This window comes from Parabacteroides sp. KHUB-02, assembly GCF_056640955.1.
Genome location: NZ_JBWQEV010000001.1, coordinates 1737745 through 1764710, shown reverse-complemented (window position 1 = coordinate 1764710; position 26966 = coordinate 1737745). Strand labels below are relative to the sequence as shown.

The window sequence follows — 26966 nt, the reverse complement described above, 5'->3', positions numbered from 1 at the left end:
AGGGTTAATGGATATCCGTATAGAAAATTTAAGTTACTTTTGCTTTCGAAAAATAAGATGGAGTCTTAGAATGATCATGGGTATGAAAAAGTTATTGTCTTTACCTCCAAATTTGGTAGATTGTTTCCATGCGGTAGAGCATGTAAGTACAGAGGAATGGTTTTGCACCTCGGATCCGGTAGGCGCCCGCTTAGGATCCGGGGGAGGAACGACTTGGTTGTTGGAGGCCTCCCGGCGAAAAGAGGCTCCGGATGTATCGACGGAAGAGTGGTTGGGACAGGAGAAGCGTATCTTGTTGCATGCCGGAGGGCAAAGCCGCCGTTTGCCCGGATATGCGCCATCCGGGAAAATATTGACTCCGATCCCTGTGTTTCGCTGGGCAAGAGGGCAGAGGCTATCCCAGAACTTATTGTCCTTGCAATTACCTCTTTATGAACGGATCATGAAAAAGGCGCCGGAATCGCTTCATACCTTGATCGCTAGCGGTGACGTATATATCCGTGCTAACCAGCCTTTGCAGGAGATTCCTGAGGTAGATGTGGTTTGTTACGGTTTATGGGTCGAGCCTTCGTTGGCCAAGAATCACGGGGTTTTTGTATCGAGCCGTAAGTCTCCGGACACTCTGGACTTCATGCTACAGAAGCCTTCGTTGGAAACATTGGGGGAATTGGCGGGTAGTCATTTATTCTTGATGGATATCGGTATCTGGCTGCTAAGCGACAAGGCGGTGCGGTTATTAATGAAACATTCCTATACCGAGGATGGCAAGGCGATGAAGGCGTATGATTTATATGCTGAGTTCGGGTTGGCCTTGGGGAAGAATCCACGTATCACGGACTCGGAGTTGAATCAGCTTTCAGTAGCGATTCTGCCGCTTCCGGGTGGAGAGTTCTATCATTATGGAACTAGCCGTGAGTTGATTTCCTCTACATTGGCGGTACAGAACTTAGTTAGGGATCAACGTGCGATCATGCAGCGTAAGGTGAAACCACATCCCGCCATGTTTGTGCAGAATGCGGTGTTACACCAGAAATTGACCGCTGAGAATTCGGAATTATGGATAGAGAATAGTTATATCGGTGAGAATTGGACGTTACGTGGCCAGCAAATTATAACGGGTGTTCCGGAGAATAATTGGAACTTATCTCTTCCGGAAGGTGTCTGTGTAGATGTTGTCCCGGTAGGGGAAGCTAATTGGGCGGCAAGGCCCTATGGTTTTAATGACTTGTTTAAAGGGGCCTTGTCTGATGTGTCTACCTTGTTTATGGGGAAACCTATCTTGACTTGGGCGATGGAGCGAGGGATCACCTTGAGAGGGAATGAGGATATACAAAACGCACCTTTGTTTCCTGTTTGCCAAACCGTGGATGAGCTGGGAAAAGTGCTGCGCTGGATGATTACGAAGCCGGATAGGGAAGAGGGAAAGCATATTTGGCTTTCCGCCCGAAAATTATCGGCGAATGATTTGTCCGATCAAGCGAATTTACGCCGTTTAGTAGCTCAGCGAGAAGTTTTCCGTAAAAAAGACTGGTCATTATTGGCCGCTAATCATGAGAAAAGTGTATTCTATCAATTGGATCTTTCGGATGCGGCGGAAAGCTTCGCCAAAGACAAGATTGTCTTACCGAAAGCCCTTTCCGAGGATAATCCGTTGATGAAAAGGATACATAATCATATGTTCCGCTCTCAGGTGATGAAGATCTTGGGGGAAACGTATAAGGAGGAGGAGCAAAAGGCTTTCGCTTTGTTGCGGGAAGGGCTGGTCAGTTCTGTCCTTGGAAGTAAGCAGCAGCCATGTTTGAATGTCTATCGGGACCAGATCGTATGGGGACGTAGTCCGGTACGTATCGATTTGGCAGGTGGGTGGACAGATACGCCGCCCTATTGCTTATATGCGGGTGGAAACGTGGTGAACGTGGCGATCGAGTTAAACGGGCAACCACCGCTACAAGTCTATATCAAGCCTTCCGATACCCATAAGATTATCCTTCGCTCGATCGATCTGGGAGCGATGGAGGTTATCTCCTCATGGGATGAGCTTCGTGATTATAATAAGGTAGGGTCGCCGTTTTCCATTCCGAAAGCGGCTTTGGCCTTGGCGGGATTTATCCCGGAATTCTCGGCGGAGGCTTATGCTTCTTTGGATGTCCAGTTGGAAGCTTTTGGTAGCGGGCTGGAGATTACCTTGTTGGCGGCGATACCGGCGGGTTCCGGTTTAGGCACTAGCTCGATCCTCGCAGCTACTGTGCTGGGCGCTATCTCTGACTTTTGTGGCTTGGCTTGGGATAAGAATGAGATCGGAAACCGCACCTTGATTTTAGAACAATTACTGACTACCGGCGGGGGATGGCAAGATCAATACGGTGGCGTATTGCACGGTTTGAAACTCTTGCAAACGAACGAGGGTTTTAATCAGAATCCTTTGGTACGTTGGCTGCCGGAATACTTGTTTACTGATCCGGAATACCGGCCTTGTCATCTTCTTTATTATACGGGAATTACTCGTACGGCGAAAGATATTTTGTCGGAAATCGTACGAGGTATGTTCTTGAATAGCGAGGCGCATTTAGGTATTTTGTCTGAGATGAAAGCCCATGCGCTTGATATGTACGAGGCGATCCAATGCGGAGACTTCGTGACTTATGGTAAATGGGTCGGAAAGACTTGGGAGCAAAATAAGGCACTCGATTCCGGAACGAATCCGGCGGCGGTGGAAGCTATTATCTCCAAGATACAGGCTTATGCCTTGGGATATAAACTTCCGGGAGCAGGCGGTGGTGGTTACTTATATATCGTAGCGAAAGACCCGGGTGCAGCCCTGCAAATCCGAAAGATATTGACTCTTTCTCCACCCAATTCGAACGCCCGGTTCGTGGAGATGAGCTTATCGAATAAGGGGCTTCAGATTAGTCGTTCTTGAAAGTACGATTGGCTTTTTAGACCATTTGTTGCTAATTGGAATATATTGCATGTGTTTTGGAACATTTATATAAATGATCCTGTTGTACTTTTGCGGAGTTTAATGAGGTGTCAGATCTGATGGGGAAGAGAATTGTTTTTATATGGCTTTTATTGGCGTTCGCTTGGGTAGCGAAGAGCCAGAACTACATGATAAAAGGAATCGTGACTGATTCTATTACGGGAGAACCTTTGCCTTATGTGGCTGTGATTTTGAAGGGAACTACGATAGGTGCTACGACAGATCTGGATGGGGCTTTTACGCTCTCCTCTTCATCTAAGGTACGTACTTTACAGGTCTCTTATCTGGGTTATACGGAGAAAGAATTGAAATTCGTTCCGGGTAAAGCGGAACATTTGAAGATTCAGTTAGCTCCGACAAGTATTAATTTGTCGGAGGTGATTATCAAGCCGGGAAAGGAAAGATATCGAAAGAAGGATAATCCTGCGGTTACCTTTATCAAAAACGCTATCGCACGTCGGGAGAGCAACGATCCTCGTAATCATGATTATTTTCGGTATGATCAATACGAGAAGATGGTCTTCGCTATGAACGATTACCAACCGAAACCGAAAAAAGATGGAAAGGCGGGAAAGTTTGACTTCTTGACTGAGTTTATCGATACGTTGGAGGTGGGAAAGACGATCTTGCCGGTATCCGAACGTGAGAAAATCCAGACCGTTTATTATCGTAAAGACCCGAAGACGGAAAAGAGGGTCGTTCTGGCTACGAAAGCGGCTGGTGTGGATGAGGTCTTCTCACGAGACGGTATGCAACAGTTCTTGAATGAGGTATTCCGGGAAGTGAATATCTTCCAGAATGATATTCCTTTGTTCTTGAACCGTTTCGTTAGTCCTATGTCTACGATGGGGCCTAACTTCTATAAATATTATTTGCTAGACACGGTGGAGGTCGCCGGACAGAAGTGCGTGGATTTGGGTTTCGCTCCGTTTACTCCGGAGACGTTCGGTTTTACGGGACATCTTTTTATCACGTTGGATTCTACTTATTTCGTGCAGAAGGTTAAGTTGAATGTCCCGAAGAAGATCAACTTGAATTTTGTCGGTGGAATGACGATCGAGCAGACTTTCGACCGTGCCCCGGATGGGACTCGTATCATTACGAAAGATGATATCAACGTGGACTTCAAATTGACGGAGAAATCGAAAGGAATGTATGCCCGCCGTTTGAATATCTATTCGAATCAAGCGTTTGAGGGACCAGATGATCCTAAAGTTTTTGAGGAGAGCGCACCTATTATTATACCGATGGAAGCTTATCGCCGTTCGGCGGATTTCTGGGAGGAGAATCGTCCTACTGAGGCGGGAACTCGCAAGCAGAATAACGTGGAGTTGCTAATGGCGAAACTTCGTTCCGTTCCTATTTTCTATGTGACGGAGAAGGTTGTTTCGATCCTTACCTCCGGTTATATCGCGACGAATAAGATTCCGGAGAAGAGCAAGTTCGAGTTTGGTCCGATGAACACCTATATCAGTGGTAACGCGATTGAGGGGGCCCGCTTCCGTGTCGGTGGAACCACGACAACGGCGTTCAGTAAACGTCTTTTCTTGGATGGTTATTTGGCTTATGGATCGAAAGACCGCAAGTTGAAATATGATGGTATCGTAGAATATTCTTTTATCGATAAGAAGGATTATCGGAAAGAATTTCCCGTGCATTCTATTCGCTTCGAGTACCTATATGATATCAACCAGTTAGGTCAGCAGTATATGTATACCAACAAGGATAATATGTTCTTGGCCTTGAAGCGGCAGAAAGATACGCGTGCCACCTATTTAAGGAATATGGAACTGACGTATTACCGTGAGCATTATAACGGCTGGGCTTATGGGGCGGTACTTCGGAATTTTAAGGAATACTCAACCGGTTACGCCGCGTTTGACCGTATCGGTCCGGATGGCCAGATCACGGCTACCGATTCCTACCGGATGTCGGAAGTGGAGTTTAAGTTCCGTTTTGCCCCGAATGAGAAATTCTACCAGACTCGTAATTACCGTTATCCGATTACGCTTGACGCACCGGTATTCACCTTGAACCATACGATGGCTTTCCAAGATGTATTAGGTAGTTCGTATGATTATCAGAAGACGGAGCTTGGTATCCAGAAACGCTTTTGGTTCTCTGCTTTCGGTTATGTGGATATTCTCGCTAAAGCAGGTAAAGTTTGGACAAAGGCCCCTTATCCTTTGTTGATCTTGCCAAACGCAAACTTGTCGTATTTGGTGCAACCGGAATCTTATACGAATATGAACGCGATGGAGTTCATCAACGATGAGTACGCTTCGTGGGATATTACTTATTTCATGAACGGAGCCTTATTGAACCGTATTCCGCTTATCAAGAAGTTAAAATGGAGAGAGGTCTTTTCTTTCCGGGGTATGTTCGGTCACTTGACGGATAAGAATAATCCGTATATCGGTGAGCAAAATGAGGGCTTGTTCTTATTCCCGCAGGGCTCTTACCTGATGGACCCGTCTACTCCTTATATGGAGGCGGGTGTCGGTATCGAGAATATCTTTAAGTTCTTGCGTTTGGATTATGTATGGCGTCTGACCTATAAGGATCATCCGGGCATCCAGACAAAGGGTATACGTTTTATGATGAAGCTATCCTTCTAGGGCAAGTGTTATTTCCAGTCGCTGAACTCAAAACTTAATTGTTCCCAACGATCTTTCGTATGAGGCTCCTCTTTTACGGGATTGGATACGGATAGGCCGATCAGTCGGATGGGATGCTCGGTATATTCCACTTCTTTCAGTAATTCCTTGGCCAAGGGAAGGATCTTATCTAAGGTTGTTAACTCTTCCGGACGGCTGAGGCTTCTCGTGATTTGGTTGAAATCGTGGAACTTGACCTTTAAGGTCAGTGTGTTTCCCTTGAATCCGGAACGTTCCAGCCTGCCGATAAGTTCGGTCGCTACGTGATAAAGCTCGATGATAACAGAGGATTTGCGGGAGATATCTTTTTCTAGCGTATGCTCGCAACCTACCGACTTCCGGATTCGTACCGCTTCTACGGGACGGTTGTCTATACCTCTGGCAAACTCATAATAAAGTATTCCCGCCTTTCCGAACTGGCGGGTAAGCATCTCCCCCGAACATTCCCGTAATTGCAGCCCGTTGTGGATACCGAGTGTATGCATTTTCCGGGCTGTTACGGGGCCTACTCCCCAAAAGGACTCAATGGGAAGACGTGCTATAAAATCGAGGGCTTGGCTTGGATGGATGGTGCATAATCCATTGGGCTTCCGATAATCCGAGGCTATTTTCGCTAGAAATTTGTTGTAGGAGACTCCCGCTGACGCTATCAGGTTCAAATTATCCCAGATCCGTTTCTTGATCTCCTTGGCGATATCTACAGCGAGAGAGATGCCTCGTTTATTATCAGTGACATCCAAAAAGGCTTCATCCAAGGAAAGCGGTTCTATGATATCCGTATAATCATGGAAGATCTCGTGGATCTGGCGTGAGACGGATTTATATACGTCCATCCTTCCGTGTACGAATATCAGGTTCGGGCATAAACGTTTGGCTTTTTGAGACGCCATGGCGGAACGTACCCCATATTTCCGGGCTTCGTAGCTAGCGGCAGCTACTACGCCTCGCTGCTCCGCATGCCCGACCGCTAGGGGTTTTCCTCGCAACTCCGGATTGTCTCGTTGTTCCACCGAGGCATAAAAGGCATCCATATCGATATGTATGATCTTTCTCAAGATAGCTCTTTTATTACTGGTATTTACGATAACCCTTCGTCTGTTTATGAAGCCGATAATCGCATTATAAGATCTCTACGGAGTTAATGACGATATTCTCGGTCGGACGATCTTGCTTGTTGGTCTTGGAGGACTGTATGGCGTCTACGACATCCATGCCTTCTACCACTTCGCCGTAAACCGTGTATTGATTGTCGAGGAACGGTACGCCACCTTCGTTCTTGTAAGCCTCACGGAGTTCCGGGTTTAACTTTACCTCGTCTTTCCGCTTCTCGGCCTCCAGCTCGGTCTTGCCAATCAAGGTATCACGAAGGATCGCCAGTTCTTCCTTGTTGCCACTGCGATAGAATTCCATGATCTTAGGCTTGTTCTCGTTTTGCAGGCGGGCGAATATCTCTTGTTTCAGACGGCCTTCCAGTTGCTTTTCCATCTGGTTCAACTCTTGTTCCGAATACTTTTTCCCCGTTACGATATAGAATTGGGAGGCGGAAGAGGCCTTTTCCGGGTTCACCTCGTCTCCGGTACGTGCGGCGCAAAGGGCTCCTTTCTTGTGGAAATATTTCGGGTAACGGAATTCGGCGGGAACGGTATAGCCCAGATCGCCCGCTCCCAGTTGCTTGTTCATCGGGGCATCCTTGGAAGTCACGTCACCTCCTTGTATCATGAAATCCTTGATCACACGGTGGAACAGTAAGCCGTTATATTGCCCTTCTTTTACCAACTTGATAAAGTTATCACGATGTAATGGCGTGTCGTTATATAATTTCAGCTTTATATCTCCTTTGTTGGTGTGCATAAGCACCCTTGTCTCAGTTGCTTGATTTTCCATTTTATACTTATTTTTCTATGAGTTTCATTGACTTGATCTTTATGTTCTTCGTGGGTCTGTCATCGGCGTTCGTCTCGACGAACTGTATCTTATCCACGACTTTCATACCCTGTATAACCTCTCCGAACACCGTATAGTTCCCGTCCAGATGAGGCGTTCCGCCTTCCAGCATATAGGCTTCTTTTTGCTCCGGAGTAAACTCGATGCCTTTCTCCTTGGTCATCTTATCTAACTCCATCTCCGTAAAGAACTTTCCGGTCACGATATAGAATTGAGTCGCAGATGAGGCCTTCTCAGGATTTTCCTCATCCGGGGTACGTGCGGCACAGAGCATTCCCCGCTTATGGAAATATTTCGGATACACGAACTCGGCGGGGATGGTATAATCTAAATCTCCGTCGCCCAGATGCGCATCCAAAGGAGCGTCTTTCGAGTTGATATCGCCTCCTTGTATCATGAATTGCTTGATAACCCGATGGAACAATAATCCATCGTAACGGTGTTCTTTTACGTTCTTGATAAAATTATCCCTGTGCAACGGCGTGTCGTTGAACAGTTTCACCTTGATCTTACCCATATCCGTATCAATCAGCACCAATGTCTCAGTCTCTTGCGCATGCAGCGGGCATAGCGAAAGCATAAATACCGAAACAAACAACATCGTAAGAATCCGTCTCATATTTATTTCTATTAGTTTTAGATGGACAAAAATAAGAATAAATATCGATATCTATGATCAAAGGAATAGGTCTAAACATGATTTCTTTGGTAGGAAACCGTAATAGCGTTACAAACATCTGTAATATATGCACATCGTTTTATGTTGAATCTAGGTAATTTTGTCATAGAAACTTAAAACTCTAAATTCAATATACTATGAGAGCAAGTATCTTAGCTATTTTAATTTTAGGGGGGATTGTCTTAAACATAAAGGCTCAGTTTTCTTATAATGAAAAGGGTCAAGCCATCCCTCCTGCATCACAACCTTTCGGCAAAGAGGCTTTTGAGCCAACCGGGCATACGGTTATACGCTGGTTGGGGAACGCTGGCTTTCTGATTAATAGCCGTGGTACGTGTTTGATGGTCGATCCTATGTTGAGGGGATTTGATATGCCTTTGTTAATAAATATGCCGATCGCCCCTAAAGATGTTCCCCATTTGGATGCGGTATTGATTACTCATTGCGACAATGATCATTACAGTGTTCCTACTTGTACGGAAATGTCTTCTGTATGCCGGGAATATCATTCTACATTCTACGTGGATTCTTTGATGGAAACACAGGGCTTGAACTCTTTCGGACATCGTATCGGGGAGACTTTTAATGTCGGTCCGATTTCTATCAAGTTAACCCCGGCTTACCATACGTGGCAAAATGAGTATCCGGGATATACGCATGAATTTAAGGTTGAAGATTATTGTGGTTTCCTCATGAAAACACCGGATGGCTTAATTTGGGCACCGGGAGATTCCCGCTTTCTTCCTGAGTTCTTGGAATTACCTGCCCCGGACGTGATTTTCTTTGATTTCTCGGAAGATTCATGGCATATAGGATTGGAGGGAGCCATAAAGATCGCAAATGCTTATCCTAAAGCGCAGCTTCTCCTGTCTCATTGGGGAACGGTGGATGCTCCCAATATGAAACCATTTAATGCTGACCCTAAAATGCTAGAAGGGCGTATCCGTAATCCGGAACGTGTTCATGTCTTAGCCCCGGGAGAAGCTTTTGACCTTGTAGCTCTCAGCTCTAGCGAGGGTGAACAATGTGCCGAAACCTTGATTTTCCCTGCCGACGCAAAGGCTTCGTCGGAGTATAATACGGGGGATGTCTATGTCTCCTTGTTGAAGGAGTCAGGTAATACGATGATCGCACATTTTATATTCAAACCTTACAGTCGTAATTTCTGGCATTACCATCCGGATGCCGAGCAAACCTTGTTAGTACTTGATGGAGAAGGATATTATCAAGAGGAAGGAGGAGAGAAACGTGTGATCCGGAAAGGCGATGTGATCGTGACACCTCCTAATGTACGCCATTGGAATGGGGCGACACCGGGTAGCTCTATCGTATGTATGACCATTACGGAACATGCGATCGAGAATCATGCCGTACAACTTCGGGCTGTGACGGATAAGGAGTATAATTGACAGGTTCGGATGACAGGCTGGTGGAAACCTATTAATTGGCCGCTCTATATTCATTAGGCGTACAGCCTGCCATTTTTTTAAACCATCGACTGAAGTGCTGCGGATAAGGAAATCCTAACTCGCAGGAGATCTCGCTGATTGTCTTTTTAGTATTGTACACTCGTTCCTTGGCAATCTCCAGTGTTTTTTGCTGGATGTGTTTCAATGCCGATAAGCCAGTTTCCTTTTTCAGCAAATCGCTCAAATAGTTAGGGGACAAACAGAGTTTCTCCGCGCAATAGGGTACGGACGGTATCCCATATAGGGCTGGTTTTCCTGAATTGAAGTATTCGTTTAATAATGCCTCGAATCGGGCAAATGTGTCTTGGTTCGTATTCTCACGTGTGATGAACTGGCGGTCATAGAAACGTGTGCAATAATCCAAGAATAGCTTTATATTATCTGTTATCAATGATTTACTGTGCTTATCAATAGGGTATTGCAGTTCTTCCTTTATCCTTTCCATGCATTCGATCACCGTTTTGCGCTCTTGTCCCGAAAGGTGAAGGGCCTCATTCGCATAGTAAGAGAAGTAGGAGTAGTCCCTCATGATATGGGCCAATGGCGTTCCTCGTAAAAGCTCGGGGTGGAATACCAATACCCATCCTTCCGGTTGGTGTAATAATCCATCGTCTTCCGAACCCAATACTTGGCCCGGGGCAAGAAAGAGCATCGCTCCCTTTTGATAGTCGTATATACTTCGTCCATATTTCAGTTGCCCGCAGTCCGTGTCTTTCAGCAATATAGCATAAAGGTTATATAGCTTTCTGCAAAAGCGCAGGGGTTTTGCTTCACGTCCGTCGATAACGCTGACTAATGGATGTCTGGTTTCTATGCCGAAATAATCGTTGTATTGTTGTACTGTGTTGATATTCATTATCTCATTCATGGCTTAATCTCTTTAGTTTTCGCAAATGTACTTCTTTTCCTATGTTTTTGTCTTCCGAGCGATGAAATTGGTATATCTATCCGTATTTTTGGTACATGTCCGGATGTCGGAACATGGTATTTTTGCGACAAATAGATTATTTATTAAAAGATCATAAGTTATGAGAAAGTACAATGGAATAAATCGTCGGGGATTTTTAAGGTCGGCGATGCTGTCGGGAGCCGCGATGTGTGTTTCTTCTATATCCAATGAAATGGTAGCTAATGAGAGCCGGGATAAGCAAGAGCCCTTGGCTTTAGGTAGTAAGGTCGCGGCTGGAATTAGCGCAAAACGAACCTTAGGAAGCGGTACGGCTTCCATGGTCGTATCGGCTATTGGCTTCGGTTGTATGGGATTGAATTATCATCGCAGCCAGCATCCCGGCAAGAAGCAAGTAATCGCTTTGGTACATGAGGCCATCGATCGTGGCGTTACTTTGTTCGACACGGCAGAGAGCTATGGTTATCAAACGAATGAACGATTAGTTGGCGAAGCGTTGAAAGGTTATTCGGACCGGGTATTTGTAACTACTAAATTTGGGCATAAGTTTGTGGATGGCGTACAAATCAAGACAGAGGAAGATAGTTCTCCCAACAATATACGTAAGGTATGTGAGAATTCGCTTCGCAACCTTGGAGTAGAAACTCTCGGTATGTTTTACCAGCATCGTGCGGACCCGAACACTCCGATTGAGGTCGTCGCTGAGACTGTGAACGAATTGATCAGAGAAGGCAAGGTATTACATTTCGGGCTTTGTGAGGTGAATGCCGATACCATCCGCCGTGCCCATAGGATCTGCCCTGTTACGGCTATACAGAGTGAATACCATTTGATGCATCGTGCCGTGGAGGATAGCATATTGCCGTTGTGTGAGGAACTGGGTATTGGCTTTGTTCCTTATAGTCCGATAAATCGAGGCTTTTTGGGAGGCTTGATTAACGAGTATACTCGGTTTGATCCGGAAAACGACAATCGTCAAGATTTACCTCGTTTCCAACCGGAAGCTATCCGTGCCAATATGCGGATCGTGGAAGTGCTGAATGCTTTTGGGAGGACACGGGGGATCACGCCCGCGCAAGTTGCCTTGGCATGGTTAATGAATAAGAAACCTTGGATTGTAGCTATACCGGGGACTACGAAGCTGTCTCATCTGGAGGAGAATTTACGTGCTGCGGATATCATTTTCACCGCCGGTGAGATGAGGGAATTGGAGGATGCGGTTTCCGCTATCCCTGTAGTGGGAAGCCGTTATAACGCGTTACAAGAATCAAAAGTACAGAAATAGATTTAGCTATCGGAAATATGAGACCTGTTTTTATACTTAGTATCATTCTTTTGCTTGTTGGATGTAAACAGCGAGATGAGCGTGTCCTGATGGTGGATGAGCAAGGCAGCTTCGCTATTGGAGGTACGGTCTTGGTTGACTCATTAGGGCATACTTATCATGGCGACCATGCGTACGTATTTTATCAAAAGCCGGTCGGAGCGAGGAAATACCCATTGGTATTCGCCCATGGTGTAGGGCAGTTTTCTAAGACATGGGAAACCACACCCGACGGGCGTGAGGGCTTCCAGAATATTTTCTTACGTTGCGGGTTTAGTGTCTATCTTGTCGATCAGCCTCGTAGAGGGAACGCCGGTAGAGGTACGGAGAGCGTGACAATTTCCCCGGCGTTTGACGAGGAGGTTTGGTTTAACCGTTTTCGTGTAGGTATCTGGCCGGATTATTTTGAAGGAGTACAGTTTAAGCGGGATAAGGAAACCTTGGACCAATATTTTCGTCAAATGACGCCGACTATTGGCACGACGGATTTTGAGGTCTATTCGGATGCCTACGCCGCTTTGTTCGACAAGATAGGCCCGGGCGTATTTATTACCCATTCGCAAGGCGGGCCCGTTGGATGGAATACATTGCTTAAGACGAGAAACATTAAGGCTATCGCGTCATACGAACCGGGTGGAGCGGTTCCTTTTCCGGAAGGGCAATTGCCGGAGGAGGCTAAGTTTATTACGCTTTCCAAGAAAATGGAAGGCATTGAAGTACCTATGTCCGTATTCATGGAATATACCAAGGTCCCTATCGTCATTTATTATGGAGATAATTTACCCGAGACTGATGAGCGTCCGGAGTTATATGAATGGACACGCCGTTTGTACTTGATGAAGATATGGGCAAAAATGCTGAATGATCTGGGTGGGGATGTCACCGTTATTCATTTACCGGAGGTAGGATTACATGGCAATACCCATTTCCCTATGTCGGATTTAAATAATATAGAGGTCGCGGATTTGCTTTCTGAATGGTTACATACAAAAGCTTTGGACTAGGTCTTTTGGGTAATGGAAATATATATAGTATCGTTTTCATTAGGAGGTATTGATCTTTTCACAGGAGTGAAAAGATCGTATCACCCCCGTGAAAAGATCGTTTCACAGAGGTGAAAAGATCGCTTCACAAGGGTGATACGATAAAAGTCTTAGGCCACGGCTGTTACTTCCTGCTGAGGAATCAGCCATAAGAACCTTATAATCAGAATAATTTGCTTGGATACTCGCCTGCGTCTACCAAGGCTTGGATCTTATCCACAACGCCTTGACGATCCGCTGCGTAAGTTACGCCGAACCATTTGGAGGTTGTATCCAATACTTTCACACGGGCTGTTCCTTCCGTGATCAATTTATTTACCATCAACGGGATGAAATATTCACTCTTTAAATTACCCATGTTCGCTTTCAAGAACTCTTTGAAGAATTCCTCGGAATACTCGAAATAATCGGGAGTGAAGCCCCACATATTCATGGAGACCGGCGTGTTTTCTTCCAATACGACCTTCTTTCCGTTCTCGTCTACAAACTGGATATCTCCGTCGATACGTTCGATAGCGGTACGTTCCACGACGCCTGTCAGATAACCTTCCTCGTTCGTGGCGCAAACACCACGTGCCACGGAACCGCTCTCGCTCAACGTATTACCTACACGGTAGCCTACCATGCAATAATCATTCTTCTTGCCATCCATCTCAGACAATTGCTTGCCTAATACGGCGAAGCTGTCACGTCCGTAGAAATCATCGGCGTTGATTACGGCGAAAGGCTCATTGATAACCTTCTTGCCCATCAATACGGCATGGTTGGTTCCCCACGGTTTCTCACGTCCCTCCGGGCAAGTGAAGCCCTCCGGAAGATCGTTCAAGTCTTGGAATACGACTTCAACCGGGATATGGTTCTCATATTTGGAGATGATTTTCTCACGGAAGTCTTTCTCGAAAGATTTGCGGATAACGAATACAAGTTTACCGAACCCGCCACGAATAGCATCGAAAATAGAATAGTCCATGATGGTCTCGCCATTGGGACCTAGGCCGTCCAATTGTTTTAATCCTCCATAACGACTACCCATTCCGGCTGCCAATACAAATAATGTAGGTTTCATAATGCGTTTCTTTAATGTGTTTTTTAATTCTTCGGGCAAAGTTAATAATTATAGAAACATTGCCATGTTATTGTCCGTCTTTTTATAAAACTTCTAATACGACGATCGACATGGGAGGAAGGCTGACGCTTAACTTTCCCTTTTCCACCTTGGCTCCCTTGAAAACTTCCGGCTTGACCTTCTCCGGCGAATCGAATGTGTTATAGTCGTTTATGGAGGACGCTGTCAGGATACGCCCGTTCACGCTCTTTATCGTTACGTTTTGCAGGTCGATATGGATGTTCTCGCTTTGCCGGGGATCTACGTTTGCCAACGAGATATGGATTTTACCCTGCGAGTCCCGGGATGCGGAGGCGCTTACGACCGGCACTTCCCGGTTGTCTCTTACTTTCTCCTTGTCGCAGATTAGATCCATCGGCAAAAAGGTAGCGTCTTGATGAACTTTGTACATCTCGAACACATGGTAAGTAGGCGTAAGCACCATGTCCTTGCCTTTCGTGAGGATCATGGACTGCAATACATTGACAATCTGTGCGATGTTGGTCATTTTCACCCGGTCCGTATATTTGTGGAAGACATGTAGGGTAAGAGCGGCCACGAAAGCGTCGCGCATCGTGTTTTGCTGGAACAGATGGCCGGGGATCGTACCGGGTTCCACATCCCACCAAGTGCCCCATTCGTCTACCATGAGGGCTATATTTTTCTTCGGGTCGTATTTATCCATGATAGCGATATGCTTTTTAACGACATCCTCTATCTCAAGGCATTTTCCTAAGGTCCAGTAATAATCCTCCGTGTTGAAATCGGTAGCGGAGCCTTTATTGTTCCAATCTCCTACTGTATAATAATGTAAAGAGATACCATCCATGCGTCCGCCGATTTGTTTCATCAGCGTCTCGGTCCAGTTGTAATCATAATCGCTGGCACCGCTGGCGATCTTGAACAAGACATTGCTATCATAGTTACGGCAATACGTAGAGTAACGACGGTAAAGGTCGGAATAATATTCCGGTCGCATACTGCCCCCGCATCCCCAACTCTCGTTCCCAACGCCGAAAAACTTGACTTTCCATGCCTTATCCCGGCCATTTTTCCGGCGTAGGTTGGCCATTGGGCTGTCTCCTTCCGAGGTCATGTATTCCACCCATTTAGCCATTTCCTCAACCGTACCGCTTCCCACGTTTCCGCTGATGTAAGGCTCACAACCTAATAACTCACATAGATTCAAGAACTCATGGGTTCCAAAACTATTATCCTCAATCGTCCCTCCCCAGTTATTATTCACCATTTTCGGGCGATTTTCCTTGGGGCCGATTCCATCCATCCAATGATATTCGTCGGCGAAGCAACCGCCCGGCCAACGTAAGTTCGGGATCTGTAGTTTCTTCAACGCGTTCAAGACATCCGTACGGTATCCTTGGGTATTAGGGATGTCGGACTCCGGCCCCACCCATAAGCCACCGTAGATACAACTCCCTAGATGTTCGGCGAATTGCCCGTAAATATGTTTACTGATCTGTTGGTTACCTTGCTCCGGATAAATACGGATATTCGCGTCTCGCTGAGCGAATAAGGGAAGGGCGATAAATGCCCAAACGCTGATTATTAGTTTCTTCATGATATAAATGATTTGTTGGCAAAGATACACTTATTCTTGAATACATGAATCCTTTTATCGTTCGAAAAACACGTACGTGTTTTCGGAAAAAGTCGTACATGTTTTAAAAGAAACACGTACATGTTTTTCTTTTGTGTATTTATCGTATCTTTGTAAGGTTTTAAGGCAAAAGACTAAACAAAATGAGAAAGAGAAAAATGTTTCCGTTTTTAGCGGCTGGGATAGTCGCTTTAGCGAGTTGTAACACTCCTCAGAAAGAGGTAGTGAAGATCGCTGCTATTAATCCTGCGAATATGGATACCACGGTTGCCGCAGGCACGGATTTTTATGAATACGCTTGTGGTGGATGGATTAAGAATAATCCTTTGAAACCGGAATACGCTCGTTTCGGAACTTTCGACCAATTACTAGAGAATAACCAAGAGCAGCTCCGGGTATTGATCGAGGAACTTAGCGCTACGCCCCATGAGGCGGGCTGTGTCGCCGGGAAGATCGGCGCTTTGTATGCGATGGGATTGGATAGCACGAAGTTGAATGCCGATGGAGTGGCTCCTATCAAAGAGGAACTGGCCGCTATCAATGCGCTGGCGACGAAATCGGATGTCTCTAAGATGGTGGCTACGCTTCATAAGGAAGGCATGGCTCCGTTCTTCGCTTTGTTCGTGGACGCTGACGAGAAGAATAGTGCCATGAATATCGTCCAGCTGTATCAGGCTGGTATCGGAATGGGCGATCGGGATTATTATTTGTTGGAAGATGAAGGCTCCGCCAAGATGCGTGATGCTTACAGGGCTTATATAAATAAATTATTTACATTGGCCGGCTCAAGCCCGGAACAGGCGGATGCGGCGGTGGATGCCGTGATGAAAATAGAGAAGGCTATCGCTGAGATCTCTTATGGCCGTGAGGATTTGCGTGACTCCCAGAAAAACTATAATAAATTGCCTTACGAGGATTTCAAGAAAATAGAGTCTCCGTTGGATTGGGATGTATATTTTGAATCCATGGGATTAGCCGGGCTGAAAGAGTTGGACGCGAAGCAAATCAACTTCTATAAGGATATGAGTGAGGCTTTGCGGAATACGACGGTCGATGAGCAAAAATATTATTTGGCGTTTAATTTATTGAGCGCGGCGGCTCCATACCTAAGTGATGATTTTGTAGATGCTGATTTTGAGTTCTATGGAAAGGTAATGTCCGGAAAGCAGGAACAACAACCTCGTTGGAAGCGTTCGTTGAATACGGTAAACGGTGCGTTGGGCGAGGCCGTCGGCGAGATGTATGTAGAGAAATACTTCCCGGCTTCTTCCAAGGAAAAGATGTTAACGCTGGTGGGGAATTTGCAGACTGCTTTGAGCGAGCGGATCAACGGCTTGGAATGGATGAGCGATACGACTAAGGCGAAAGCTCAAGAGAAATTGGCTGCCTTTACGGTGAAAATTGGTTATCCGGACAAATGGCGTGATTATAGTGGTTTGGAGATCAAGGACGATTCTTATTGGGCGAATGTTCGCCGTTCTAACATCTTCGATATGGCCTATCAATTGGCGGACGTGGATAAGCCGGTCGATAAGTCTCGTTGGCATATGAATCCGCAGACCGTGAACGCTTATTACAATCCGACTACGAATGAGATCTGTTTCCCGGCCGCGATCCTTCAGCCTCCATTCTTTAATCCGGATGCCGACGATGCGGTGAACTATGGCGCTATCGGTGTGGTAATCGGCCATGAGATGACGCATGGATTCGATGATCAGGGACGTAACTACGATAAGGATGGTAATTTGATCGATTGGTGGACTGCCGAGGATGCTGTTCGTTTCAAGGAGCGTGCTGATAAATTGGTTGATCAATATGACCAGATTATCGTAATAGATACGCTTCATGCCAACGGACGTTTTACGTTGGGTGAGAATATCGCCGACCACGGAGGTTTGTTGGTCGCTCACCAAGCTTATTTGAATAGCTTGAAGGGCAAAGAGACTCCGGCCCCGATCGATGGCTTCACGAATGAGCAACGTTTCTTCTTGGGGTATGCGACGTTGTGGGGACAAAATATCCGTCCCGAGGAGATCCGTCGTCGTACCAAGATCGACCCGCATTCATTGGGAAAATGGCGTGTGAACGCTGCCTTGCGTAATATCGCCCCGTTCTATGCCGCTTTTGACATTAAAGAGGGCGATCCGATGTTTATGGCTCCGGCTGATCGGGTGGTTATCTGGTAATCCAAATACAGAGTTTATATAAATGAGGGAAGTATGTCACGTCAAAAAGGCATACTTCCCTTTTTTCGTTTATCCCGATTTGGCGGTCTGATGCACTTTTCTTATTTTTGTTTGATTAAGAACGTTATACATGAAAATTTTATACCATGCGAAACTATATATCAATCGCCTTGCTTCTCTTGGCATCTTCTGTTTTTGCGTATGATCCTCCCACGATGGGATGGAGCTCATGGAATACCTATCGAGTGAATATCAGCGACAAACTGATAATGAAACAAGCTGATGCGATGTCGCGGAATGGCTTGAAAGAGGTTGGATATAAATATATCAATATTGATGACGGGTATTTTGGGGGACGGGATGCGAGCGGGGAGTTAATCACTCATCCGGTCCGTTTTCCGAATGGCTTGAAGCAGACGGTAGATCATATCCATGCGTTAGGGTTTAAGGCGGGTATTTATTCCGATGCGGGCCGGAATACTTGCGGCTCCTTTTGGGATAAGGATTCTTTAGGGATCAATGTCGGCTTTTATGGGCACGATCGTCAGGACGCAGACTACTTCTTTAAGGAAATAGGATTCGATTTTATTAAGATCGACTTTTGTGGCGGCGATGCCAAACAGAATTTCGATCAATTAGGTCTGGATGAGCAAGAGCGATTCACGGCGATCCATAATGCGATACTAGCTACCAGCCGTAAAGATGTGCGTATGAATGTATGTCGTTGGGATTTTCCCGGTACGTGGGTGCATGACGTTGCCTTCTCATGGCGTATCTCGCAAGATATAAATCCTAGCTGGGAGTCCGTGAAGAATATTATCCGGCAGAATCTATATTTGTCCGCTTATGCGAGCGAAGGAAAATATAATGATATGGATATGCTTGAGATCGGCCGTGGAATGAGTGAGGAAGAAGATAAAACTCATTTTGGAATGTGGTGTATCATGAGTTCCCCTTTATTGATCGGCTGTGATCTGACTACCATCTCTGAGAAATCTTTGCGGCTACTGAAAAACGAGGAACTGATAGCGTTAAATCAAGACGTACTAGGCTTGCAAGCTTATGTCGTTAAGCAAATGGATGGAGTGTATATCTTGACAAAGGATCTGGAAGAAGTGAATGGGAATACATGCGCTGTCGCCGTCTATAACTCTACGGATGAGGAACGGACTATTCATCTGGATTTTGCCGATTTCTATTTGCGGGGCGACGTGAGTGTACGGGACTTATTTGAAAGGAGAGATCTTGGAAAGTACAAGGATCGGGATTTTTCCGTAACCATACCTGCGCATGGGACACGTATTTTCCGTCTGGATGGACTGGAAAGGGGAGAACGGACGGTTTATGAGGCGGAATGTGCTTGGCTGCAAGACTATCAAGAAATAAAAAATCACAAAGCGTTTGGAACGGCGATTTATGAGGATGACGGGAATTGCTCTGGAGGTGCGAAGGTTACGGGATTAGGTAATCGTGATAGCAATTATCTGGAATGGCATAATGTATACAGTCGTGAGGGAGGTTTATACTTGATGTCCGTGGATTATCAGTGTGCGGAGAATCGAGAATTAATTTGTCAAGTTAATGGAGTTGTCGTAAAAAATGTAGAGGCTCATCCTGCGCATGAGGTCGCTAGCGAGCAAATAGAGATCCGTTTGAAACCCGGGATGAATCGCATACGCTTATCGAATGGAAACTCATGGATGCCCGATATCGATCGTATGGTTTTACAAAAGAAGTGATGGCTACGTGCTTGAGGGAATTTTCATTCTTCTATATTCTTGAGGTGTCATTCCCGTATGCTGCCTGAAATATTTGTTGAAAAAAGACAGGTTGTTAAAGCCTAAAGAGAAAGCGATCTCTTTTACGGTTAAGTCTGTCGATCTTAATTGTGCCTTGGCATCCATCGTGATAATGGAGGAAATGATTTCCAAGGGAGTAAGTCCGATCGCTTTCTTAATAGTCGTGCAGAAATGAGGTAACGACAAATTTAATTGAGCGGCGTAAAAAGAAACGCTGTGCTCGGTGGTATAATGCTCTACGACAAGTTGGATAAACTTACGGTAAATCTCATTGGTGCGCGTACGGATTCCATTTGTCCAATGGCTATGATTTTTATATAACTCAGCCGTTCCTTGCATGAATATCGTGAGATAAGCGATGACTAGGTTTTTATTTACCATAGAATAAGACGGGGATAAGGATTGCGCACGTATCAATAAACGGTATCCGTCAATATATAATTGAGCTACAGATTCTTCCAGCGGCATGATCGGATGTTCCGTGATAACGGGAAGAAAGCTCATGGTTGATTTAATAAAATTGATGTTTGTCATAAACTCCGAAGAGAATCCGGCGAAATAGAAACGAGCGTCGTCCGATATTTCATGGAACTGGATAAAATTGCTGGGCACTAAGGTCACGAAATCATATTTGTTAATCGTATACTTCGCTAGATTGATAGAAGCCTGCACGGAACCTTCTACACAAAGGAGAAACAAACCTGCCTTTATCTTATGAGGCAGCTTGCTGTATTTGTTTAGCGTCTCTTTTGTGATACGATCTCCGACGATAAAATCGTTCGTGATATCGAATGTGAGCATTTCCTTTTCCATATCTAATCGGTAATTCGTCTCAAATATAGGAATTAATAAATACTTATTATTCAAGATAATAAAAATAGAACATAGAAACGAAAGAATGGATATTGATTCCCTAAAATTTAAGGGCGAACTTTACAAATGACTACTAATCGTAGGAAAGAGGAAACAAAAAGAATATAGTTCGTTTACTAGAAAAGTATTTTGATTATGGAAAAAGGAAGAATTGGACTAAACGCAGGAAAAGTGTGGCATGCGCTAAACGAGGTAAATGAAATATCTACGCAAGAGTTAAGCCGTAAATTGTCTTTAAGTATTGAGGACCTAGCCTTGGCTATTGGCTGGTTGGCTAGAGAAAACAATATTTATATCACAAGAAAGAATGGTTTGTTGTATGTCAGCAATGGCATCAAATCCAATATGTACTATTAGAAGGAAACAAAAAAAGGCTATCCATCACGGACAGCCAATCTTCATTGTTAACCTTAAATCTAATACCATGAAAAACACAGTGCAAATATAGAGGTTTTATGTTATGTAGCATAACGAATAGTTTGGAAATCTCATTTGCTTAACGTGATTTAACAAAATCATGTTCTAAAACATATCTTTTGAGACATAATTCATAAACACAAGCGTTACTTTTATCTATTACCACCTTTACTTGACTTTTAAATCAAGTAAAGGATGGTAATTTAAGTAATGCCTTATTCGGCTAGTAGAATGATATGTTTCGTTAAGTCATTAAACTTGATAAAATAGGTACCGGCGGAAACCTTTACATTATCACCTCCGTCAAATTTGGCGAATTGTCCTTGTTTATCGTTCCACAAACTATTGCTGCCACCGAAGCTTACGGCCCAGTCATGATCCGCACGTAATTTCAAACCGCCATCGGACGGAATCTCTATTTTCTCGCCGATCCAGATGTGCTTGTCGTAACTAGCCTGTTGTAAATCTAGATCACCACCCCAATCATTGAAGTCTCCAATCAGGGAGATTTGTTTGTATTCGGTTGTCGCTCCGGTATAAGGTTCGATGCTGTATTTGTTACCAGCCAAGTCTAACGTGATCGTATAATAGCCATCCTGCGTGAAGCCTTCGATATTACCGCTACCGCCGTCATTGCTTAATGCTCCGTCGCTGTCGTAACCCCATTGAATGCCCCAATCACCCGGGGTTTGAATGATCTTGAATGCGCTACCGGCTTTTACGAAACCCGTGTAAGTGAATAACATATTATTAACATCGTCGTCGGCGAATATACGCATCGATGGGTCGTTATTGTTCCATCCGTTGTCGAATATGTCACCCACGAAATAAACTTGGGTACGGGCGCCACTATATGGAGTGATCGCCATGTTTACCGTGTTCGAATAAAGTTCGGGAACACTGTCGTTAATAAATGCTTTAAGACGGAAGTCCACATTATAAGCTACGGTGGGATTAACCATTCCCAGATTGTTCATGGCATCATTCAGCTCGAATGTCTTGATCAAGACTTTTTCGCCGGAACCGGTAGTCGGCAGCGACTCGAATTTCTCGAATTCAGTTCCTCCTTCACAGACTTGTACGGTATACGTTACACCTGCCGCGAAACCGTAATCCGGTTGTTCACAGGTAAAAATATCGATGATACTACTGGCATTTTCCGGCATTAAAGTATATGAACTGTTATTCGGAGCATTGAGGGTAAAAGATATATTATTACCTTCTGAGTCCTTTAGGTCATTGATAACCGGATCTTTATCGTCCGTGCAGGCAGAAAAAGCACAGATGCCCGCAAACACGATGGATAATATATTGACTTTATTCATAATTGTTACTTATTAATAGGTTTTACGATTAATAACCCGGATTTTGTTTCAAGTTACTGTTTGCCACGAGTTGGGTCGAAGGAATCGGTAACAATGAGAAGTGACTGGAGATTGAAGTACCTCCCGCTGTCTCGCCTTTCCAATCCCAAGTATAATTGGAGGTGAACTTATTGTAGCGGATCAAATCCGTACGGCGTTGCGCCTCAAAATAGAACTCACGGGCCTTCTCATCAAGCACAAAATCCAAAGTAAGATCGGTTGCCGTAATTTCCGTGGCTTTCGCTCTTTTCCGTAGCTGGTTAATAGCGCTTAAAGCGGCTTGTTTATCGCCTCCTGCCCGTAATGTGGCTTCGGCGAAGGTCAGATTAGCCTCGGCTAAACGGAACAATGGGAAATCCATATCCGGGAACTGCTGATTCGGATCGTGACCGATTTGTCCGGATTTCGTGATATTCTTGAATTTAGTTACAGAATAACCTTCTGTAAACTCGGTCGGCTTATTGATCTCGAATGTACGGTCTGTAGTCCAGAAAGAGGCACGTGTATCAGCTGTTTTCGATAAGTCTCCATCAGAAGCGAACTTTTTCACCAATGCCATGCGGGCACGGTTACCACCCCATGCTTCTTTAGTCCCGAAATCATCTAGTGCGTTCATGTCACCACTGATAAAGCTGGCGATAAAGAACAATCCGGACCAAGAGCGAGTCTGTACGCCATCATAACAAATCGGCAGGATCATCTCGGGAGAGGTGTTGTTATCTGCAAGGAAATTATCTCCATAATTAGGAGCCAGAGAGAAACCGGCGTCCATGACTTTCTTTGCGTATTCAGCGGCGGCAGACCATTGAGGGGTACCTGTATATACTTCCGCGTTCAGATATAAGCGGGAAAGTAGCATCCATACGGCGGCTTGATCGGCACGTCCATATACATTTGCACGGGGAGCCTTCATTTGTGGCTCGATTTCTTTCAACTCTTTCTCTATATAGGTATAGAGATTCGCCCGGGTAATCCGTTCGGGAACATAGGTACCGATACCCGTGTTCTCATCAACGAACGGGACATTGCCATATAAATCAATCAAATAATAATAATCCAAGGCACGGATAAAACGAACTTCAGCACGCTGTGTAAGACTTTCCTCGTCATCCTTGCCCTCTGTCTGTATTAAGAAGTTATTACACTGAGCGATTTGGATGTACAGACGGTTGAACATATTCAATACCACACCGTTCGAGGCGGTAAACTTAGCGAAGTTCAAGGGATATACATCCACGTCGCCAGACCAAGCGCAAATCGCCTCGTCCGTAGGAAGCTCATTTAGGTTGAATAGCATACGCATCAAACCCGACGCTCCCTCATCCGTGTCGGCGATATCTCCTTGTCCGTCGGGACCTTTATTTCCTGTGATGGCTAATCCCGCATAGATCTTGGCGAAATTGGCGTTCTGATCGAACTCTACGTTTAGGTTCGGATCGATAGGCGTAACATCGAGATCACCTAGGCAAGAGGTGAAGTTTACGCTGAAAACCAGCGATAAAGCCGGTATTATATATTTAAAGAATTTCGTATTCATATAGATATCCTGATTTAAAATTAGAAGTTAAGACTTACACCGAGTATACCTACCAATGGGCGAGGATATACGTTCTTATCGATACCGAAGGTCTTATCAGCTGCGTTCGCTACCTCCGGATCCAATCCTTTATATTTCGTGATAACAAAAGGATTCTGTACGGTTCCGTAGATGCGTCCGCCCAATACGCCGAATAATTTGTTGAAAGAGTAACCCAACGTGATATTATCGCAGCGTAAGAAGGATGCGTTTTGTACATAATAATCGGACAATACGTTCATGTTCTGGAAATTCGTATCGAAAGCGGATAGCGGACGGTTGGATAGATAGCCTTTATTGTTAATACTACCTTCACTTAATGCCGCATTGGATGAGGCTACATTATTATATACATAGTTCCCGAGGTTGGAACGAAGTGAGAAACTGAAATCCCATGCTTTCCATACCAATTTAGAAGTAAAGCCCATCGTTACATCGGCCGCCGGTTTATGGCAGAAATAACGGTCCTCGTCATTGATCACGCCATCTCCGTTGCGGTCCACGTATAATCCTTCGATCGGATTTCCCTGTTGATCATATACCTGCTCGTATACATAGAATGAGTTCGCCGGGTGATTCACGCCTTGTGCCTGTATCATGGTCCCGGTACCACCTTCTACGGTTCCTGTCAATACGATGGATGAGGCGTCATCCTGTGCGGTTAGCTTGGTAATCTCGTTGTTGTTCCAAGCGACATTAAAGCCTAGATCCCATTTCCAATCAGGGGTTGAGATCGCTTTAGCGTTGATGGAGAACTCAACACCTTGATTTCTCAAAGAACCGATATTGCTGACGATACGGTTCTTGAAGTTTGTTCCGGCAGGTACGTCGATCACATTGATCAAGTCCTTAGTTTCCCTGTAATAATAATCCAAGGATGAAGTGATACGGTTATCTAAGAATCCGAAGTCGAATCCGGCGTTCCAAGTAGTAGTCTCCTCCCATTTCAAGTTCGGGTTGTAACCGTCGGGACGGGCGATAGGAACAAATTGGTCGCCAAATTGATAGTAGGCTCCGTCTTGTCCTGCGAAATAAGTCGCCATATACGGGTAGTCTCCTTGCGAGATATCCTGTTGACCGGTAATACCATAACCCAAGCGTAGTTTTAAATCCGATACAGCGTCCACGTCTTTCATAAAGCCCTCTTCCTTGATCTTCCATCCTAAAGCCACGGAAGGGAACAATCCCCAACGGTTGTCTTTAGAGAAGCGGGAAGTGCCATCGTTACGTAAGGTAGCGGTGATAAGATAGCGATTCATGAATGAATAATTGACACGTCCGAAGAAAGAGATCAAATAACTTTCTGTCTTGAAAATATAAGAAGTCGGGTTATCTCCGTTCAAGTTATTGTATGCGTTCTCTGTGGAACGATGGAAATGTTGCCAAGAGTAACCAGCCATGATATCAAAATGATGCTTTTCATTGAAATCCTTAGCGTATTGCAAATAAAAATCCAATAGGTGATTGTATTTGTCGATTGTCTCATAACCTGTTTTGCCGTTATCCACGTAACCTAATGGAGATTCTTTCGGATAGTAAATGTCTTGCGTACCGGTAGCCATATCCATACCTAAATTCAAGTTTGCACGTAATTCGGGAAGGAAATGGAATTTATAATCAACTTGGATATTACCGACCAAGTTTTTAGAATTAGCCTCTTCTTTTTTCTGTTGAAGCATCGCTACCGGGTTTTTTGTAGCGATTGAGATAAATTCACCGGCATTTTCCCAAGCAAAATAACCTCCGTATTTACTGTTGCCGTTCATGACTGGTTGAGTCGGGTCGAATGCGATTGCCGCTCCGATAGCTCCCGTATCGGCGAAACGATTATTTGAGATCATTCCCTTGGCGTTGAAGTTAATATTTAAATGATCTTCGAAGAAACTGGGAGCTAGGTTTACAGATCCAGTATAACGTTCGAACTTAGAGGTTTTCAATATACCATTTTGGTTTGTATATCCGACGGATACACGATAAGGCATATTATTCAAGCCTCCGGATACCGTGATATTATGATCGGTTCCCACGGCTGTACGGAAGATCTCTTTCTGCCAATCCGTATTTTCTTTTCCTAATAACTTAACGGCGCTTGATTCCGCCCCAAAACGATCCGTTACGAAATTACGATATTCGTCAGCTCCCATAACATCGATTGATTTGGTCTTCGTGCTGATAGAAACGTTTCCATCGTACGTAACCCGTTGGCGGGAGCCTTTCTCTCCTTTCTTAGTGGTGATAAGAATCACACCGTTAGAGGCACGCGAACCATAGATCGCTGTGGCGGATGCGTCTTTTAATACGGTGAATGTTGCGATATCGTTCGGGTTGATCGTACTCAACGGGTTGGATACCCCTTTGATACCGTCATTGTCGATCGGAAGTCCATCGATAACGATCAGCGGGTTGTTGCTGGCCGATAAGGAAGAACCACCACGGATGCGGATACTGGCTCCCGAACCCGGAGCTCCACCGTCAGTCGTGATATTTACACCGGCGATTTTACCGTTGATCATATCGGTTGCGGTGGTGGTCAAACCCCGGTTCATCTTATCTGGCTTAATGGCCGTCACGGAACCGGTAGCGTCATCTTTCTTCACCGTACCATAACCGATTACGACAATCTCGTCCAATACTTCCGTATCTTCTTGTAATACGACAATTAAATTACTTTGTCCTTGGTTGATAATGTCTTGTGATTTGTAGCCTATGTAAGAAATACCGATCGTACTTCCTTTAGGCGCCGAGAGCATAAAGTTACCGTCGAAATCGGTAACAGTTCCATTCGTAGTTCCTTTTTCAAGGATACTAGCCCCGATGATGGGTTCACCTTTCGCGTCTTTCACGTTGCCTTTGATCGTGACGTCTTGTGCGAAAACATTGTAGGAGAGAAACAATCCTATCAAGATAGATAAGATTACTCTTGCGTCGCAAGAATACATTTTTTGTTTCATGCATTAGACAGTTTAAGATTAATACTCTATTATATTTATTGAATTTTAGCCATAGTATGTGAATGCAAATGTAT

18 protein-coding genes are annotated in these 26966 nt (G+C 44.9%); 8 read left to right on the top strand and 10 right to left on the bottom strand.

What is annotated here, in order from left to right:
* Nucleotides 1-7 precede the first annotated feature (7 nt).
* Nucleotides 8-2920 (top strand): bifunctional fucokinase/fucose-1-phosphate guanylyltransferase, encoded by a 2913-nt coding sequence (locus ACYIA1_RS07705; protein ID WP_005867976.1) that lies wholly within the window; start codon nucleotides 8-10, stop codon nucleotides 2918-2920.
* 119 nt (nucleotides 2921-3039) lie between these two features.
* The gene (locus ACYIA1_RS07700; RefSeq protein WP_005867978.1) at nucleotides 3040-5598 is read left to right on the top strand and encodes a DUF5686 and carboxypeptidase-like regulatory domain-containing protein; all 2559 of its coding nucleotides are present in this window, start codon (nucleotides 3040-3042) and stop codon (nucleotides 5596-5598) included.
* Between the two features lie 8 nt (nucleotides 5599-5606).
* Here ACYIA1_RS07700 and dinB read toward each other — a convergent pair whose 3' ends face one another.
* The 3 genes from dinB to ACYIA1_RS07685 all read right to left on the bottom strand — a co-directional run bounded on the left by dinB (nucleotide 5607) and on the right by ACYIA1_RS07685 (nucleotide 8200).
* Complete coding sequence (dinB, locus tag ACYIA1_RS07695; protein ID WP_162613643.1) at nucleotides 5607-6695, bottom strand: DNA polymerase IV; 1089 nt, start codon at nucleotides 6693-6695, stop codon at nucleotides 5607-5609.
* A 61-nt stretch (nucleotides 6696-6756) separates the two neighbouring features.
* Complete coding sequence (locus ACYIA1_RS07690) at nucleotides 6757-7521, bottom strand: peptidylprolyl isomerase (RefSeq protein ID WP_005867982.1); 765 nt, start codon at nucleotides 7519-7521, stop codon at nucleotides 6757-6759.
* A gap of 7 nt (nucleotides 7522-7528) precedes the next feature.
* Entirely contained in the window at nucleotides 7529-8200 is a 672-nt protein-coding gene (locus ACYIA1_RS07685; RefSeq protein ID WP_005867983.1) for a peptidylprolyl isomerase, read from the bottom strand.
* 197 nt (nucleotides 8201-8397) lie between these two features.
* Between ACYIA1_RS07685 and ACYIA1_RS07680 the strand changes: the two genes are divergently transcribed.
* The gene (locus ACYIA1_RS07680) at nucleotides 8398-9669 is read left to right on the top strand and encodes an MBL fold metallo-hydrolase (protein ID WP_480334920.1); all 1272 of its coding nucleotides are present in this window, start codon (nucleotides 8398-8400) and stop codon (nucleotides 9667-9669) included.
* A gap of 31 nt (nucleotides 9670-9700) precedes the next feature.
* Here the strand turns inward: ACYIA1_RS07680 and ACYIA1_RS07675 are convergent, their stop codons facing one another.
* On the bottom strand, nucleotides 9701-10597 hold the full coding sequence (locus tag ACYIA1_RS07675; protein WP_005867986.1) for a helix-turn-helix domain-containing protein: 897 nt from the start codon (nucleotides 10595-10597) through the stop codon (nucleotides 9701-9703).
* A 160-nt stretch (nucleotides 10598-10757) separates the two neighbouring features.
* Here ACYIA1_RS07675 and ACYIA1_RS07670 point away from each other — a divergent pair, with 160 nt between their 5' ends.
* Nucleotides 10758-11921, top strand: coding sequence for an aldo/keto reductase (locus tag ACYIA1_RS07670; RefSeq protein ID WP_005867987.1), 1164 nt, complete (start codon nucleotides 10758-10760; stop codon nucleotides 11919-11921).
* Nucleotides 11922-11938: 17 nt separating this feature from the next.
* Nucleotides 11939-12964: an alpha/beta hydrolase gene (locus tag ACYIA1_RS07665; protein ID WP_005867989.1), complete on the top strand. Its 1026-nt coding sequence runs from the start codon at nucleotides 11939-11941 to the stop codon at nucleotides 12962-12964.
* 202 nt (nucleotides 12965-13166) lie between these two features.
* Here the strand turns inward: ACYIA1_RS07665 and ACYIA1_RS07660 are convergent, their stop codons facing one another.
* On the bottom strand, nucleotides 13167-14069 hold the full coding sequence (locus tag ACYIA1_RS07660; RefSeq protein ID WP_005867990.1) for a glycosyltransferase family protein: 903 nt from the start codon (nucleotides 14067-14069) through the stop codon (nucleotides 13167-13169).
* Between the two features lie 82 nt (nucleotides 14070-14151).
* A complete protein-coding gene (locus ACYIA1_RS07655; RefSeq protein ID WP_005855809.1) occupies nucleotides 14152-15687 on the bottom strand; it encodes an alpha-N-arabinofuranosidase in 1536 nt (511 codons plus the stop codon).
* Nucleotides 15688-15869: 182 nt separating this feature from the next.
* On the opposite strand from ACYIA1_RS07655, the gene ACYIA1_RS07650 reads away from it, so the two are divergent.
* Together ACYIA1_RS07650 and ACYIA1_RS07645 are read left to right on the top strand one after the other, a co-directional pair.
* A complete protein-coding gene (locus ACYIA1_RS07650; protein ID WP_270228860.1) occupies nucleotides 15870-17912 on the top strand; it encodes a M13 family metallopeptidase in 2043 nt (680 codons plus the stop codon).
* 146 nt (nucleotides 17913-18058) lie between these two features.
* Nucleotides 18059-19651 (top strand): alpha-galactosidase D, encoded by a 1593-nt coding sequence (locus tag ACYIA1_RS07645; protein WP_048928263.1) that lies wholly within the window; start codon nucleotides 18059-18061, stop codon nucleotides 19649-19651.
* A 3-nt stretch (nucleotides 19652-19654) separates the two neighbouring features.
* Here ACYIA1_RS07645 and ACYIA1_RS07640 read toward each other — a convergent pair whose 3' ends face one another.
* Entirely contained in the window at nucleotides 19655-20524 is an 870-nt protein-coding gene (locus tag ACYIA1_RS07640; RefSeq protein ID WP_008778253.1) for a helix-turn-helix domain-containing protein, read from the bottom strand.
* 195 nt (nucleotides 20525-20719) lie between these two features.
* Here ACYIA1_RS07640 and ACYIA1_RS07635 point away from each other — a divergent pair, with 195 nt between their 5' ends.
* Nucleotides 20720-20941, top strand: coding sequence for a winged helix-turn-helix domain-containing protein (locus tag ACYIA1_RS07635; RefSeq protein ID WP_005855817.1), 222 nt, complete (start codon nucleotides 20720-20722; stop codon nucleotides 20939-20941).
* A 275-nt stretch (nucleotides 20942-21216) separates the two neighbouring features.
* Here ACYIA1_RS07635 and ACYIA1_RS07630 read toward each other — a convergent pair whose 3' ends face one another.
* From ACYIA1_RS07630 to ACYIA1_RS07620, 3 genes are read right to left on the bottom strand one after another with little or no spacing between them, the layout of a single operon-like run.
* On the bottom strand, nucleotides 21217-22326 hold the full coding sequence (locus tag ACYIA1_RS07630; RefSeq protein ID WP_005855818.1) for a SusE domain-containing protein: 1110 nt from the start codon (nucleotides 22324-22326) through the stop codon (nucleotides 21217-21219).
* A gap of 28 nt (nucleotides 22327-22354) precedes the next feature.
* Nucleotides 22355-23902: a RagB/SusD family nutrient uptake outer membrane protein gene (locus ACYIA1_RS07625; RefSeq protein WP_005867993.1), complete on the bottom strand. Its 1548-nt coding sequence runs from the start codon at nucleotides 23900-23902 to the stop codon at nucleotides 22355-22357.
* A gap of 20 nt (nucleotides 23903-23922) precedes the next feature.
* Nucleotides 23923-26892, bottom strand: coding sequence for a SusC/RagA family TonB-linked outer membrane protein (locus ACYIA1_RS07620; protein WP_211737598.1), 2970 nt, complete (start codon nucleotides 26890-26892; stop codon nucleotides 23923-23925).
* Nucleotides 26893-26966 lie beyond the last annotated feature (74 nt).

Excerpts from the sequence above, each read along its gene's own strand:
- ACYIA1_RS07700 (WP_005867978.1), top strand. The coding sequence starts at position 3,040 with ATGGGGAAGAGAATTGTTTTTATATGGCTTTTATTGGCGTTCGCTTGG.
- ACYIA1_RS07675 (WP_005867986.1), bottom strand. The coding sequence starts at position 10,597 with ATGAATGAGATAATGAATATCAACACAGTACAACAATACAACGATTAT.
- ACYIA1_RS07685 (WP_005867983.1), bottom strand. The coding sequence starts at position 8,200 with ATGAGACGGATTCTTACGATGTTGTTTGTTTCGGTATTTATGCTTTCG.
- ACYIA1_RS07690 (WP_005867982.1), bottom strand. The coding sequence starts at position 7,521 with ATGGAAAATCAAGCAACTGAGACAAGGGTGCTTATGCACACCAACAAA.
- ACYIA1_RS07640 (WP_008778253.1), bottom strand. The coding sequence starts at position 20,524 with ATGGAAAAGGAAATGCTCACATTCGATATCACGAACGATTTTATCGTC.
- ACYIA1_RS07680 (WP_480334920.1), top strand. The coding sequence starts at position 8,398 with ATGAGAGCAAGTATCTTAGCTATTTTAATTTTAGGGGGGATTGTCTTA.
- ACYIA1_RS07660 (WP_005867990.1), bottom strand. The coding sequence starts at position 14,069 with ATGAAACCTACATTATTTGTATTGGCAGCCGGAATGGGTAGTCGTTAT.
- ACYIA1_RS07650 (WP_270228860.1), top strand. The coding sequence starts at position 15,870 with ATGAGAAAGAGAAAAATGTTTCCGTTTTTAGCGGCTGGGATAGTCGCT.
- ACYIA1_RS07670 (WP_005867987.1), top strand. The coding sequence starts at position 10,758 with ATGAGAAAGTACAATGGAATAAATCGTCGGGGATTTTTAAGGTCGGCG.
- ACYIA1_RS07705 (WP_005867976.1), top strand. The coding sequence starts at position 8 with ATGGATATCCGTATAGAAAATTTAAGTTACTTTTGCTTTCGAAAAATA.
- ACYIA1_RS07645 (WP_048928263.1), top strand. The coding sequence starts at position 18,059 with ATGCGAAACTATATATCAATCGCCTTGCTTCTCTTGGCATCTTCTGTT.
- ACYIA1_RS07635 (WP_005855817.1), top strand. The coding sequence starts at position 20,720 with ATGGAAAAAGGAAGAATTGGACTAAACGCAGGAAAAGTGTGGCATGCG.
- ACYIA1_RS07625 (WP_005867993.1), bottom strand. The coding sequence starts at position 23,902 with ATGAATACGAAATTCTTTAAATATATAATACCGGCTTTATCGCTGGTT.
- ACYIA1_RS07620 (WP_211737598.1), bottom strand. The coding sequence starts at position 26,892 with ATGAAACAAAAAATGTATTCTTGCGACGCAAGAGTAATCTTATCTATC.
- ACYIA1_RS07630 (WP_005855818.1), bottom strand. The coding sequence starts at position 22,326 with ATGAATAAAGTCAATATATTATCCATCGTGTTTGCGGGCATCTGTGCT.
- ACYIA1_RS07655 (WP_005855809.1), bottom strand. The coding sequence starts at position 15,687 with ATGAAGAAACTAATAATCAGCGTTTGGGCATTTATCGCCCTTCCCTTA.
- ACYIA1_RS07665 (WP_005867989.1), top strand. The coding sequence starts at position 11,939 with ATGAGACCTGTTTTTATACTTAGTATCATTCTTTTGCTTGTTGGATGT.